The sequence below is a fragment of the Streptomyces sp. E-08 genome (assembly GCF_049913095.1).
Classification (GTDB): Bacteria; Actinomycetota; Actinomycetes; order Streptomycetales; family Streptomycetaceae; genus Streptomyces.
In genome coordinates, this window is sequence record NZ_CP183971.1 from 4,383,051 (window position 1) to 4,396,890 (window position 13,840).

Here is a 13,840-nt window from a genome sequence, read left to right on the forward strand (position 1 = left end):
TAACGGTGCGCGTGTTGTTTCGCCCGAATTGAGATCCATGGAAATGACGTCGGTCAGGCGCCGGCCGGGCTGCCGCATTCACTTATCCACAGGCTGTGCGGAAGATCTGTGGACTACGGGGAAGATCGCGTGGATTTCCCTCATCGAACCTGGGAATTCCGTGATCAAACGCCATTGGCACACTCATTTGGGTGGGAATTGCTCGCTCCAACGAGTGGGTCGCCAGAGAGGCGCTGACGAGGGCGTCAGCGGGGCGCTGTGGATGGCGCACGGGATGGCGGGGGGTGAGTGGGGGGATTTGTCGACCTTGTCTCGGCGCGGTGTCGACTTGTCCCCAGGTCTGACCAGAGCCTGTGGATAACCTCTGTGGGTAACTGAAAAGTATGCAGGTAGGACTAGTGGTTCGTACCTGTGGACGAACGCTCCCGGCGCCGGGAGCGTTCGGTCATCCTCGGATCAGGCCCGACCGTCCTGGGCCCTCGCCAGCCAGTCGGAGGCCGCCATGAACTCCCCGTCCGAAGTCCCGCGCCGCAGCGGCGACACGTCCTCGACCGCGACGCCCGCCCGCGGGTACGAGCCGAGGAACCGCACGTTGGGGCAGATCCGCTTGAGGCCCATCAGCGCCTCGCCCACCCGCCGGTCCGAGATATGGCCCTCGGCGTCCACGGCGAAGCAGTAGTTCCCGATCCCCGCCCCCGTGGGCCGGGACTGGATCAGCATCAGGTTCACCCCGCGCACCGCGAATTCCTGGAGCAGTTCGAGGAGGGCACCCGGATGATCGTCACCCAGCCACAGCACCACCGAGGTCTTGTCGGCGCCCGTCGGGGCCGCCGGCCGGGCCGGACGGCCCACCAGCACGAACCGCGTCTCGGCGTTCTCCGCGTCGTGGATCTCCGTGACCAGCGCCTCGAGGCCGTACGTCGTCGCCGCGAACTCCCCCGCGAAGGCGGCGTCGAACCGGCCCTCCTGGACCAGCCGGGCCCCGTCCGCGTTGGAGGCCGCCGACTCCCACACCGCCTCGGGCAGGTGCGCCCGCAGCCAGTTCCGGACCTGCGGCTGGGCCACCGGATGGCCCGTGACCGTCTTGATCTCCGAGAGCTTGGTGCCGGGCCGGACGAGCAGGGCGAAGGCGATCGGGAGGAGCACCTCGCGGTAGATCATCAGCGGCTCGCCGGAGGCCAGCTCGTCCAGGGTCGCGGTCACCCCGCCCTCGACCGAGTTCTCGATCGGGACGAGCGCGGCGGCGGCCTCACCGTTCCGTACGGCGTCGAGGGCGGCCGGGACCGAGACCATGGGGACGAGCTCCCGCGTCGCGGCCTCGGGCAGCGTGCGCAGCGCCGCCTCAGTGAAGGTGCCTTCGGGGCCGAGATAGGTGTACCGGGTGGCGGACATACCGTCACCCTAATGCTCGGCGCCGCCGCGGGCCGCCGCCCGAGCGGGGACGGACACCGGCGTGGAGAGGGTCCGTACCGCCCGCGCGGGGGCTCGCTCCGGTCACCGCTGTCAGGCCTCCAGAAGGCGCTGGCCCACGTACTCGCCCTCCGCGGGACCGCCCGGGACCGCGAAGAGCCCGCTCGCCTCGTGGCGGATGAACGCGGACAGCGCGTCACCCCGGTCGAGCTTGCGCTGGACCGGGACGAAGCCCCTGAGCGGGTCCGCCTGCCAGCAGACGAAGAGGAGGCCCGCGTCCGGCGTCCCGTCCGGAGCGATCCCGTCGTGGAAGGAGAACGGCCTGCGCAGCATGGCCGCCCCGCCGTTCTGTTCGGGGGCGGAGATCCGGGAGTGGGCGTTGTCCGGGATGACCGTCTTCCCGTCCGGCCCGAGCTTGTTCAGGTCGAGCTCGGTGGTCTCGGAGCCGCCGGTGAGCGGGGCGCCGTCGGACTTCCGGCGCCCGATCACCCTCTCCTGCCGGTCCAGCGGCAGCTTCTCCCAGTCGTCGAGCAGCATCCGGATCCGGCGCACCACCGCGTACGAGCCGCCCGCCATCCATTCCTGCGTGCCGGCCCCGGCCGGGACGAAGATCCGCCGGTCGAAGTCGGGGTCGGTGGGCTTCGGGTTGCCCGTGCCGTCGACCTGGCCCATCAGATTGCGGGCGGTCATCGGCTTCGCGGTGGCGCCGGCCGAGCGGTTGAAGCCGTTCATCTGCCAGCGCACCCGGGCCGCGTCCCCGGCGTCCTTCTGGACGGCGCGCAGCGCGTGGAAGGCGACGAGCGCGTCGTCGGCGCCGATCTGCACCCACAGATCGCCCTCCGAGCGCCGGGGGTCCAGGGCGTCGGCGGAGAAGGCGGGCAGCGGGTCCAGACCGGAGGGACGGCGCGAGGCGAGCCCGGTGCGGTCGAAGAAGGTACGGCCGAAGCCGAAGGTGACGGTGAGGGAGGACGGGCCCGCGTCGAGCGCGACCCCGGTGTCCTCGGCCGGGGCCTTGCCCGACATCAGCACCTTCGCCGTGGCCGACCAGCGGCGCAGCAGGGCGGCGGCCTCCTTGCGGCCCGCGCCCGGGGCGAGGTCGAAGGCGATCAGATGACCACGGGACTGGAGGGGGGTGGTGATGCCCGCCTGATGTTTCCCGTGAAACATCACCGCGGTCGAGCCGACCGTGGTCAGGGCCGGGGAGCCGCCGGCTCCGGCGGTGTCCTCGCCGGACACGGCCGCGGAGATCCCGGCGCTGCCGGCCGCGCCGGCGACCAGGCCGGCCGCGCCCGCCGCGCCGACGGTGCCGAGCAGGCGCCGCCGGGAGAGCTCAAGGTTGTCGCTGTCGGTCACGTGGCTCAGCCGATCTTCACGTTCTTGTCGATGGTGGTCTGGTCGATGTCGGAGGTACGGACGGTCACCTGGATCTTCCAGTCGCCCGGCATCGGGATCTGGACGCCGCTCGCGCTCCAGTGGCCGGTCTGGATGCGGTCGGGGGCGACGGGCAGCGGGCCCACGTCCTTCGCCTCCAGAGTGAGGGCGACCTTGATCTCCGGGACGTCCAGCGGCTTGCCGTTGGGACGCTCGACGAAGATGTGGAGCGCGTTGGCGCCGGTGCGGCCGGGGTCCAGGCTGAGACGGACGACGCCCTTGCCGTCGATGCCGCCGGTGTCGAAGGGCAGCCGGATGTCGACCGGCCGGTCGGGCACGGCGGCCGGGCCGGACGCGGAGGTGGACCGCCCGGCCTCCTCCTCGGTGCGGCCGGGCTCGGTCGAGGTGAGCACGGTGGTCACGGCGAGGAGGACGACGGCGACGGCGGCCTCGGTCAGCACCGAGCGGCGCAGGCCGGCCCGCTCGGGATCGGCGTCCCGTTCCCGCTTGCGGGTGGCGGTGGCGACGGCGGCGCGCTGCCGGGCGAGCTGCGCGGCCCGCTCGGGGTCGACGGCCTCGGAGGTCTCCGCTTCGGGGGTGTCGGTGGTCTTGGAGGCTTTGGCGTCGGATGCCTCCGCTTCGGAGGCCCCGGGCTCCTCGTCCGCGAGGTCCGCCTCGTCCGCGACGTCTGTCCCGTCCGTGAGGTCCGTCCCGTCCGCGTCCGCGTCGCGCGGTGCCGGGTCCGCCAGGCGACGGGTCCAGCGGCGGGAGATCCAGGCGATGCCGATGAGGACCGCCATGAGGCCGATCTTGACCAGGAGCAGCTGGCCGTACCGCGTCCCGGTCAGGGCGGACCAGGAGCCGACCTGGCGCCAGGACTGGTAGAGCCCGGTGGCCGCGAGGACCGCCACGGAGCCGAACGCCACCTTGGAGAAGCGCTCGACGGCGGAGCGTTCGACGGACGGCGCCCGGTAGAGGGCGACGAGCAGCACGGTGAGGCCGCCGAGCCAGGCGGCGACGGCGAGGAGGTGCAGGATGTCGACGGGCATGGCGACACCGGGCTGGATACCGGTCGAGGCGTGCTCGGCCAGGGCCCAGGTACCGGCGATGCCGGCGGCGACGACGGTGCCGCCGAGGCCGAGCCCGAAGGCGAGGTCCTTCTTCTCCTTCGGGTCGGTGCGCCGGGCGTAGGCGCCGAAGAGGACGGCCACGAAGAGCGCGGCCGCGCCGAGCAGAAGCAGCCGGGAGGTGAGCGCGGCACCGGTCTTCGTCTCCAGGACGGCCTTGAGGCCCGCCAGGTCGAAGGCGTCGGCGAGCTTTCCGGAGCCGGTGTACGGGCTGCGCAGGAGCAGCAGGGCCAGGGTGGCGCCGGTGAGGGTCAGCCAGCCCCGGACGACCGTCTGTTGGACGGCGCGGACGCTCGCGCCGCCCGGCCAGCAGGCCAGGACGAAGGCGCCGCCGCCGACGAGGACGGCGAACCCGGCGTACGAGAGGTAGCGGGCGACGCCGTAGAGGGCGCCGACGAGGCCGCCGCCGGGTGCCTCGTCGGGCAGGGCGACGGACGTGGAGGAGGGGGAACCGATGGAGAAGGTGAAGGCACCGGCGACGGGGTGGCTGTCGGACGAGACGGCCTGCCAGGCCACGGTGTACGTGCCGTCGGGCAGGCCGGCGCGGAGCTCCACGCCGTACCGGACGACGGAGCCGCTGCACAGGTCGCGTATCTCGCCGGTGTCGGCCCGGCGGCCCGCCGGGTCGAGGACCCGGATGGCGTCGGCGCTCATGGCGACCTGCTCGGAGAAGGTCAGGTTGACCTCCTTGGGGGCGGTGGCGACCACCGCCCCGTCCCTCGGGTCGCTGCCGGTGAGCGCCGCGTGCGCGGAGGCGGGGGCGGCGCCGGCGAGCAGCGTGCCGAGCAGCGCGGCCGCGAGGATCAGCAGCCGGGCCAGGGCGTTGCCGAGGCGCGGGGCGGTGGTTGTCATCTGTGTGTCACTCCGTCAACGAGCTCAGTGCTGCTGCGGGTTGTGGCCGGGTGCTTCGACGGGCACGTCGACCTTGATGGGGTCGGACTTCTCGAAGTGCAGCTCGATGCTGACCTTCTCGCCCTGCTTGGGCTTGTTCTTCAGCTCCATGAACATGATGTGGTTGCCGCCACGTGCCAGGGAGAGCTCGCCGTTCGCGGGGATGTCGAAGGACTTCACCTGCTGCATCTTCTGGTTCTTCGTCTCGTGCATGGTGATGTCGTCCGAGAGCGGGCTGGTCACGGAGGTGAGCTTGTCCGCGGTGTCGCTGTCGTTCTTGATGGTGAGGAAGCCGCCGGCCATGTCCATCACCGGCTGCGGCATGAACGCGCCGCTGACCTCCAGCTTCGGCTCGGTGTCTTCCGAAGAGCACCCGGTCAGCGTGAGAGCGGCGGCGAGGGCCACGGCGGCGGAGAGGGCGGTGGTGCGGCGGGTCACGGGTTCTCCCCCTTGATGATCTTCGGCAGGTCCTTGGCGTAGTCGTCGATGCTCGTGTCCTCGCCGTACAGGACGTAGCCCTGGTCGGTGGTGGGCGAGAACGCGATCACCTGGGCTCCGTGCATGGAGACGACGTTGCCGTTCTCGTCCTTCTTCGGCGGGTCGATGCCGATGCCGATCTGCCGGGCCCCCGCCTGGATGGCGGAGAAGTCGCCGGTGAGACCGGTGAATGAGGCGTCGCCGGCGGCGGGCAGCCACTTGGCGAGCTCGGCGGAGGTGTCCCGCTCGGGGTCCGTCGTGACGAAGACGACCTGGAGCTTGTCCTGGTCGGCCTTGGGGAGCTGCTTTCTGGCGATGGCGATGTTGCTCATCGTCATGGGGCAGACGTCGGGGCAGTGCGTGTAACCGAAGTAGATGAGGGTCGGCTTGCCCTTGGTGCGTTCCCGCAGGTCGTACTTCTGGCCCTTGGTGTCGGTGAGGACGAGCGCGGGCTTGGTGAACGGCCGGTCGAGGACGGTCGCCGCCTTGGTGGAGTCGGTGCCGCCCGAGACCTCGGCGACGGGCGAGCCGGAGCCGGACGGCTTGTCGTCGTTGCCGCCGAGGCCGACCGCGGCGGTGATGCCGAGGGCGGCCACGATCGCGACGGCCGCGATGACCAGCGGTGTGCGCCGCCCGGGACGGGCCGATGCCGTCCCGGGCGTCTTCTCTTCAGACATGGTGCTTCTTCCGGATATCGGGTGAGGGTGCGGCCGTCAGGCCGAGCGGCGGCGGCCGGCGAGGACGCCGAAGGCGACACCCGCGGCACCGACGAGGATGCCGACGACACCGAGGACACGGGCCGTGGTGTCGGTGGAGGGCGAGGCGGCGGTCTCCTCGTGGTCGCCCGCCTTGTCGTCGTGGCCGGCCTTCTCGTCCGTCGCGGCCGAGGCGGACGGGGCGGCGCCGCCGTGGTGGTCGGCGGAGGCGGCGGAGAGCTTCAGGACGGGGGCCGGGTTCTCGGGCTCCTCCGCGCCGTCCTTCTGCTCCTCGATCCAGCGCACGACCTCCTTGTTGTCGTACGTCTGGATCGCCTTGAGGACCAGCTCGTCGGTGTCCTCGGGCAGCTGGCCGAGGGAGAGCGGGAACTGCTGGAACTGGCCGGGGCCGATCTTCGAGCCGTCGGCGGTCCAGGTGACCTTGGAGACGGCCTCGTTGATCTTCTTGCCGTGCAGCTCCAGCGGCTTGCTGAGCTTGCTCTTGGTGACCTCGGCCTTCCAGCCGGGGATGGGCTGCGGCATGACGGAGGCGAGCGGGTGGTCGAGCGGGAAGTTGACCTCCAGCTTCACGGTGGAGGCGTTGTCCCGCTCGTTCGGGACCTTGATGTTGACGGTCGCGTAGCCGCCCTTGGCCGCCTCGCCCTGCGGCTGCACGCTCACGTGCGCGAAGGCGGTGCCGGAGAGCAGCACCACGGAGGAGAGGGCGATCCCGCCGGCGAGGGCGGTGCGGACGGCGGAGACACGGGAAACGCTCATGGAAGGAGACACTCCAGCTCGGAAGAGATCACAGGACGTGGGAGTCCGGCGCGCCGGGGACCAGGGGTCCCGCACAGGCGTGCGGACGGGCGCGGCCCACTCCCGTCGAGCGGTGAGCGGTCCGCGTCAGGCTGCGAGGACGCAGTCGGCGGCCGGGGGGCCGCGCCTGATCACCGTGTGCTGAAGTGCCTCGGCCGTCGGCGGCGGCGAGGTGTCGGAGGGCGCCCGGAGGGTCCGGCGCGGTCCCGTGTGCGGCGCCGCCGGAAGCCCGGCGAGCAGGGCCCGTACGAGGCGGAGCGCGGCCCGCAGGGAGCGCACGAGGGCGCACTCGGCGAGCTCGGTCGCGCCCTGCTCGGAGAGCTCGACGAGCCGGCCGAGGGCGCGGTCGCCGCGGCGCAGCAGCCAGCCCGCGGCCAGGGCGGCCAGGAGGTGGCCGAGCAGCATCGGCAGCCCGGGCAGCAGCTCACCCGAGGGAGTGGCGGCCGCGTGGCCCATGTGGTGGGCGTGCGCGCCGGCCGGGTCTACTCCCGCGTCGGTGAGGATCCGGGTGGCGTCGCTGGGGCTGAGGGACGCCGTGCCCGCGCCGCAGACGAGCCGGGCGGCCATCCGGACGAGGGTGTCGTCGGTCTGGCCGCTGAGGGTCAGCGGACGCTGTCCGAGCCCGAAGAGGACGTGCAGGCCGAGCTGTCCGCCCGTGAGGGCTCCGACGACGAAGCCGAGGGAGCGCTCACGTCCTGAGAAGAGGACGGTGACCCCGAAGACGCCGAGGAGACCGGCGACGAGGGTCCACAGCGCGATGCCCGCACAGGCGGCGAGGGCGTGTCCCAACGCGGACAGCACGACGCAGACCGCGGTGAACACCGCGGCCCTCAGCAGCCGTGGAGCGAGCGCGGGGGCAGTCATGGCGGGCCCATCATCGCACCACGCGCCCCACCGTCATGAGGCAGGTCCGGAAGGTCGTTCTTGAGCGTCTTCGCGGTGAGATACGCCCACGTTCCCGCCGAGACGCACCCGCCGTCCCGCTGAGACGCACCCGTGTTCCCGCCGAGACGCACCCGCGTTCCCGCCGAGACGCAGCGGCGTTCCTGGTGGGACAAGCCGACGTACCCGGTGAGATCCGCCGCCGTACCCCGGGACATACACCGGCACACCCGCCGCCTGCATCCGCCGAACGAGCGCTCTTGACGCCTTGGGGCGCTTACGGGACGTCCGCTCCGGCAATAGGTAACGGTATGTCGAGCCGCTGCCGGGAGGCTGGAGCATGAGCATCTGGTGGTCACTCCATCTGCGGCGCGAGGCCGCGAGCGTGCCGCTGGCGCGAAGGCTGCTGATGGGCACGATGGAGACGGCGGGTGTCGATCCCGACGTGTCGTACGAGCTGTCGGTCGCGCTGACCGAGGCGTGTGCCAACGCCGTCGAGCACGGGGGCGGAGGCGGCTCCCGCGAGCTGGGCGGCGGGGCGCTCTCGGAGGCGTACCGGGTGACGGCGTACCTGGACGGCGAGACCTGTCGCATCGAGGTGGCCGACTCGGGCCCGGGGTTCCCGGGGCGTGCCGCTCCCGCAGTCCCGTCCGACGAGGCCGAGAACGGCCGGGGGCTGCGTCTGATCGAGGAGCTGGCCGATCACGTCCAGTTCGGCAACCGCTCGGGCCGGGGCGGCGCCGTGGTCAGTTTCGACAAGATCCTGAAGTGGCGGGACAGTCCGGCGCTGCTTCTGGCCTGACGGCCCTCGGCCCTCGGCCTTCGGCCTTCGGCCCCCGGGACAGGGGAAGGGCCCCCGCCGGTCGGTCGGCGGGGGCCCTTCGGTTCCAACGTACGCGGGGATCAGCCCTTCAGCGCGGCCATCCACGCCTCGACCTCTTCGGCGCGGCGCGGCAGCGCGTCCGAGAGGTTCCGGTTGCCGTCCTCGGTGACGAGGATGTCGTCCTCGATCCGGACGCCGATGCCGCGGTACTCCTCCGGCACGGTCAGGTCGTCGGCCTGGAAGTACAGACCGGGCTCGACCGTCAGGCACATGCCCGGCTCCAGGGTGGTGTCCACGTACTTCTCGGTGCGCGCGGCGGCGCAGTCGTGGACGTCCATGCCGAGCATGTGACCGGTGCCGTGCAGGGTCCAGCGGCGCTGGAGGCCGAGCTCCAGGACGCGCTCGACCGGGCCCTCGACGAGGCCCCACTCGACGAGCTTCTCGGCGAGGACGCGCTGGGCGGCGTCGTGGAAGTCGCGGTAGGCGGCGCCGGGCTTCACCGCGGCGATGCCGGCCTCCTGCGCCTCGTACACGGCGTCGTAGATCTTGCGCTGGATCTCGGTGTACCGGCCGTTGATCGGCAGGGTCCGGGTGATGTCGGCGGTGTAGAGCTCGGTGGTCTCCACGCCGGCGTCGAGCAGCAGCAGGTCGCCGGAGCGGACGTCGCCGTCGTTGCGGACCCAGTGCAGGGTGGTGGCGTGCGGGCCGGCGGCGCAGATGGAGCCGTAGCCGATGTCGTTGCCCTCGACGCGGGCGCGCAGGAAGAACGTGCCCTCGATGTAGCGCTCGCTGGTGGCCTCGGCCTTGTCGAGGACCTTGACGACGTCCTCGAAGCCGCGGGCGGTCGAGGCGCAGGCCTTCTCCAGCTCGGCGATCTCGAAGGCGTCCTTGACGAGGCGGGCCTCGGAGAGGTGGACGCGGAGTTCCTCGTCGCGCTCGGCGGTGACCTTGTCGGTCAGCGCGGCCTCGATGCCGGCGTCGTGGCCGCGGACGGCGCGGACGGGGCCGGTGGCCTCCTTGAGGGCGTCGGCGAGCTCGCGCACGTCCTTCGCCGGGATGCCGAGGAGCTGCTCGGCCTCGGTGAGGGAGTGGCGGCGGCCGACCCACAGCTCGCCCTGGCCGTCGAGCCAGAACTCGCCGTTCTCCCGGTCGGAGCGCGGCAGCAGGTAGATCGTGGCCTCGTGGCCTTCGGCGGTGGGCTCCAGGACGAGGACGCCGTCCTGGGTCTGGTCGCCGGTGAGGTACGCGTACTCGGTGGAGGCGCGGAAGGCGTACTCGGTGTCGTTCGACCGGGTCTTCAGGTTCCCGGCGGGGATCACCAGGCGCTCGCCCGGGAAGCGGGCGGAGAGCCCGGCGCGGCGCGCGGCGGTCTTGTCGGCCTGCGCGATCGGGGCGAGGTCGTGCAGCTCGGTGTCGGCCCAGCCGGACTTCATGTTCTCGGCGAGCTCGTCGGACACGCCCGGGTACAGGCCGTTCTTCCGCTGCTTGATCGCCTGCTCTTCGGTCTCTTCCGGGGTCTCCGGCGTGAGCTCCTCGGCCACGGGTCTGCCTCCTCTTGGTACGACACTGAACCTCCACCATCGTACGGTCGTACGGAAGGGGGCACAGGGCCAGAAGGCCTCTTACCGGAGAGTTACGTTCCGCTTACACGCTTCTCACTCGAATCGCACGCTTCTCACCCGAATCGACCGCCGCTCACTCGAAGCGCACGCCTCCCACCCGAATCGCACGCCTCCCACCCGAATCGCACGCCTCTCACTCGAAGCGGGCGGCGAGCAGGACCACGTCCTCCCCGTCCACGGCCCGGTCCAGGCCCTCGGGGAGCATCGTCCGCAGGACGTGGTCCGCGACGGCGCCCGGGTCGCCCCGGTCCGCCCTCGGCACGCTCGCGGCGGCCGCGTGCAGTCGCGCGAAGGCCCGGTCCATGGCGTCACCGGTACGGCGCAGCAGCCCGTCCGTGTAGAGAAGCACCGTTTCTCCGGGTGCGGGGGACAGCTCGACGCTCGGTGCCTCCCAGCAGGAGAGCATCCCGAGCGGGGCCGAGAGCGAGGTCTCGACGAACTCGGTGCGGCGGTCGCCGACGACCAGCGGCGGGGCGTGTCCGGCGCCGGCGAGGACGATCCGGCGCTGCGCGGGCTCGGCGTACGCGAAGAGCGCGGTCGCCGAGCGGGCGGGTTCGGCGAGCCGTAGCAGGAGCTCCAGGTCGGAGAGGACGGCGACGGGGTCCTCGCCCTCCATCACGGCGTACGCGCGGAGCGAGGCGCGCAGCCGGCCCATGGCGGCGAGCGCGCTCGGGCCGGTGCCGGAGACGGAGCCGACGGCCAGGCCGAGGGCGCCGTCGGGCAGCGGCAGCGCGTCGTACCAGTCGCCGCCGCCCAGCGGGCCGGTGCGATGGCGGGCGGCGAGCTGGACGCCGGGGACGCGGGGGAGGCGGCTGGGGAGCAGCTCCTCGGCGATGGTGGAGACCTGCACGCGTGCGCGCTCGACCTGGAGGAGCCGGGCGAGGTGCTCGGTGGCGAAGCGGCCGTAGAGCCCGATGAGGTGGCGCTGCCGGTCGGTGGGTTCGGCGGGCTCGTCGTAGAGCCAGACGACCGCGCCGAGTCGGCCGGCCTCCTCGGTGGCGAGGGGCAGGGCGTAGCTGGCGGCGTAGCCGAGGCGGGCGGCGACCTCGCGGTGGCGCGGGTCGAGGCCCTCCTCCGTACGGACGTCACGGATGGCGATCGGATCGGGGACGCGCTCCGGGTGCCCGGGATCGGGCAGGCCGTCGAGGAGGCGGCCGTAGCTCGTGGCGCCGCGCGGGACGGTCTCGATGGTGCCGAGGTCGGAGTGGGCGAGGCCGAGGCCGATGGTGCTGGTGGGGCCGTGGCCGTCGGCCGGTTCGAGGACGGCCATGCCACGGCGGGCGCCGACGAGCGCGGCACCGGCGCCGAGCACCTCGCGCAGGGCCTCGTCGAGGGAGGAGGTCCTGATGAGGCGCTCGGTGAGTTCGTGGAGGGTGGTGAGGTCGGAGACCCAGGAGGCGAGCCGGTCCTGGATCAGGGCACCGGGTGGGAGGGCCGCGTCGGCGGGACCCGCGGCCGCGGGGACCCCGGCGAGGGGCGACGTAGTGTGCGGGGGCCCGGGAACCGTGGAATCGATTCCGGCCACTTTCGGCATGTGCGGGACGCTCATGTCAGTCGGCTTTCCGACCGGTGCGTTTGACGCCATAGCATCGCAAACCCCCATGTCATTCTGAGCCGCTCGATGCCTCCACATGTACACGCACGAGAGGAACGATGTCCAGCATTGTCCCCATGGGACTTGTGGTGTCCGTGAGGTCGTGCACGAGGGTTGAAGTACGCGAGAAGTTGGCCGAAAATTGCCCCCGGTGTGCACCTTTTGCGGTCGACTGGCGTCGTTTGAAAGCGCGTCATCCGAAGCGTGCTGGGTACGTAATCGGTGACAGGCAGGGGCAGTTGGCACCGCCCCGGAACGTGACGCGGAACCCCGGCGTCTTACCCGCCGCAGGCCGCAACCCGCCACCGAGTGGCGGGGAACGTGTTCTGCCCGCTCCGGCTCCACCCGGTCCCTCCGGGATCCATCCGGCACCGGCCCGGTCCGCACCGCTCCCCGGCGGTCCGGCACCCCGCCGACCCGGCACGCGCTGATACGCACGGTGAAGAGTTCTGCACATGGTGTGATGTGGATTCGGCGTTCAACGGAAAGGAACGAGCGCTCATGCGCGAGATCCTCGGAAGGCGACGCAGGCTCCGGTTCCGGCGCAAGGAGAGGACCGCACGGCTCGACGCCGCGGTCGCCTTCGCGGTCGAGTGGAACTGGCCGGTCCTGCCGGGCGCGAGCCTGAGAGCGACGACCCGTACGGCCACGGGAGCGGCATGCTCCTGTCCCGACCCCGACTGCGTGGTGCCCGGCGCGCACCCCTACGACCCCGGGCTGCTCGCGGCCACCACGGACGAGCGCATGATCCGCTGGTGGTGGACCCGGCGCCCGGACGCCCCGGTGGTGCTGGCCACGGGCGGCGGCGCTCCCTGCGCGGTCAGCCTGCCCGCGGTGGCGGGGGCGCGGGCGCTCGCCGCGCTCGACGGGACGGGCATGCGGCTCGGCCCGGTGGTGGCGACCCCGACCCGGTGGTCGATCCTCGTCGCCCCGTACGGCCTCGAACGGCTGGGCGAGCTGCTGTACGCGAAGGACAGCGTGCCCAGCTCGCTGAGGTTCCACGGCGAGGGCGGCTACCTGCTGCTGCCGCCGTCGGTCGCGGGGACCGGTCAGGTCCGCTGGGAGCGGGCACCGCTCGCGGGCTCGGCCAGGCCGTGGCTGCCCGACGTCGAGGCGGTGGTCGACGCCCTGGTCGAGGCGAGCACGAGCACACCGGGCGGCGGCAGCAGGCTCGCGTACTGAGTCCAGTCCGCCGGGAGGCACAGCCGTTCACCCGAACGGGTGTGTCCCGGTCCGACTTGTACGGGAATCGGGCGCGCGGCCGGCTGTGCGCCCGTTTCCCGTCGCTATGTTCACCCCACCGTCCAAGATCTCCAGCCGAGCAGGAGCAGGTGGGTCCCATGAGCCCGGTGAACCTCCGCGTGGTCGGACTCGGGACCGCCGTCACGGTCGCCGTCCTGCTGCCCCTCGTCGCGACGGCGCGGCCGACGGGGGAGCCCGTACGACCGGCCGGTGCGAGCACCGGGGGCGACGCGAAGGCCGGGGACCTGCTGAGCGGACTCGGTCTGGGACCCCGTACACCGGCGTCCCCCGCCCCCGCAACCGCTTCCACGACACCGGCCGCTCCGGGGTCTCCCGAGCGCGTCACGCATTGTGGGCCGGAACTCGCCTCTCCCGAGGGGGCCGAGGCGCAGACCTGCGTCCTGGGCGAGGGTCCCGACGTCTGGGCGCGCACCTACTACCGGAACGCCACGGGCCGCCGGCTCGACGCGTATCTGACTCTCATGGGCCCCGCCGGGCGGACCGTACAAGTGGACTGTCCCGTCCCGGCACAGGACGAACCCGGAACCTGTGAAACACCCAGGGAGCGCGCTCGGGGCGTGGTCACGGCCTATACGGCGGTCGCGGAATTCGCCGGATCCGGCGAGGGCGGCAGCACTCCGCTGCTGCTCCGCGCGGGAAGCAACACGGCGGACGGCGAAGGAAGTTGAACGTCGGACGCCCCGGGCCGGCCGGAAGCGGACATGGAAAGGCCCGGTCGCTGGCGACGGGGGATGCACCAGCGACCGGGCTTCAAGAACGGTAACAAGAGATCTGCTGTTCGCAAATTCGATCTCGGTTATTCGGACAGGGATTTACCCGCCCGCAGACCCACCTTGTGGCAGAAGTCACCGACTGGTCGGTCTGTCAGT

General features: G+C 72.1%; 12 protein-coding genes. 3 read left to right on the top strand and 9 right to left on the bottom strand.

All coding sequences use genetic code 11. From position 1 onward, the window contains the following. Positions 1–456: 456 nt before the first annotated feature. The 7 genes from pheA to ACN9MM_RS20125 form a co-directional block, all read right to left on the bottom strand. The gene (gene pheA / locus ACN9MM_RS20095; protein WP_426364908.1) at positions 457–1,392 is read right to left on the bottom strand and encodes a prephenate dehydratase; all 936 of its coding nucleotides are present in this window, start codon (positions 1,390–1,392) and stop codon (positions 457–459) included. A gap of 111 nt (positions 1,393–1,503) precedes the next feature. Further along, on the bottom strand, positions 1,504–2,763 hold the full coding sequence (gene efeB / locus ACN9MM_RS20100) for an iron uptake transporter deferrochelatase/peroxidase subunit (protein WP_426364909.1): 1,260 nt from the start codon (positions 2,761–2,763) through the stop codon (positions 1,504–1,506). 5 nt (positions 2,764–2,768) lie between these two features. After that, positions 2,769–4,760, bottom strand: a complete 1,992-nt coding sequence (locus ACN9MM_RS20105) for a copper resistance protein CopC (RefSeq protein WP_426364910.1) — start codon at positions 4,758–4,760, stop codon at positions 2,769–2,771. Between the two features lie 24 nt (positions 4,761–4,784). Further along, positions 4,785–5,237, bottom strand: coding sequence for a copper chaperone PCu(A)C (locus ACN9MM_RS20110; protein WP_426364911.1), 453 nt, complete (start codon positions 5,235–5,237; stop codon positions 4,785–4,787). Further along, complete coding sequence (locus tag ACN9MM_RS20115) at positions 5,234–5,953, bottom strand: SCO family protein (RefSeq protein WP_426364912.1); 720 nt, start codon at positions 5,951–5,953, stop codon at positions 5,234–5,236. Before ACN9MM_RS20115 ends, ACN9MM_RS20110 begins: the two co-directional genes overlap by 4 nt. Positions 5,954–5,989: 36 nt before the next feature. Then, positions 5,990–6,748: a YcnI family protein gene (locus ACN9MM_RS20120; RefSeq protein ID WP_426364913.1), complete on the bottom strand. Its 759-nt coding sequence runs from the start codon at positions 6,746–6,748 to the stop codon at positions 5,990–5,992. 126 nt (positions 6,749–6,874) lie between these two features. Then, positions 6,875–7,651, bottom strand: coding sequence for a hypothetical protein (locus tag ACN9MM_RS20125; RefSeq protein WP_426364914.1), 777 nt, complete (start codon positions 7,649–7,651; stop codon positions 6,875–6,877). 358 nt (positions 7,652–8,009) lie between these two features. Here ACN9MM_RS20125 and ACN9MM_RS20130 point away from each other — a divergent pair, with 358 nt between their 5' ends. Then, positions 8,010–8,471, top strand: coding sequence for an ATP-binding protein (locus tag ACN9MM_RS20130; protein ID WP_426364915.1), 462 nt, complete (start codon positions 8,010–8,012; stop codon positions 8,469–8,471). Positions 8,472–8,572: 101 nt separating this feature from the next. Here ACN9MM_RS20130 and ACN9MM_RS20135 read toward each other — a convergent pair whose 3' ends face one another. Next, positions 8,573–10,033, bottom strand: a complete 1,461-nt coding sequence (locus tag ACN9MM_RS20135) for an aminopeptidase P family protein (protein ID WP_426364916.1) — start codon at positions 10,031–10,033, stop codon at positions 8,573–8,575. A 214-nt stretch (positions 10,034–10,247) separates the two neighbouring features. Further along, entirely contained in the window at positions 10,248–11,699 is a 1,452-nt protein-coding gene (locus ACN9MM_RS20140; protein ID WP_426364917.1) for a PP2C family protein-serine/threonine phosphatase, read from the bottom strand. 510 nt (positions 11,700–12,209) lie between these two features. Between ACN9MM_RS20140 and ACN9MM_RS20145 the strand changes: the two genes are divergently transcribed. Further along, positions 12,210–12,890 carry a bifunctional DNA primase/polymerase gene (locus ACN9MM_RS20145; protein WP_426364918.1) on the top strand — a complete coding sequence of 227 codons (681 nt, stop codon included), beginning with the start codon at positions 12,210–12,212 and terminating at the stop codon, positions 12,888–12,890. Between the two features lie 158 nt (positions 12,891–13,048). Further along, positions 13,049–13,639, top strand: a complete 591-nt coding sequence (locus ACN9MM_RS20150) for a hypothetical protein (protein WP_426364919.1) — start codon at positions 13,049–13,051, stop codon at positions 13,637–13,639. Positions 13,640–13,840 lie beyond the last annotated feature (201 nt).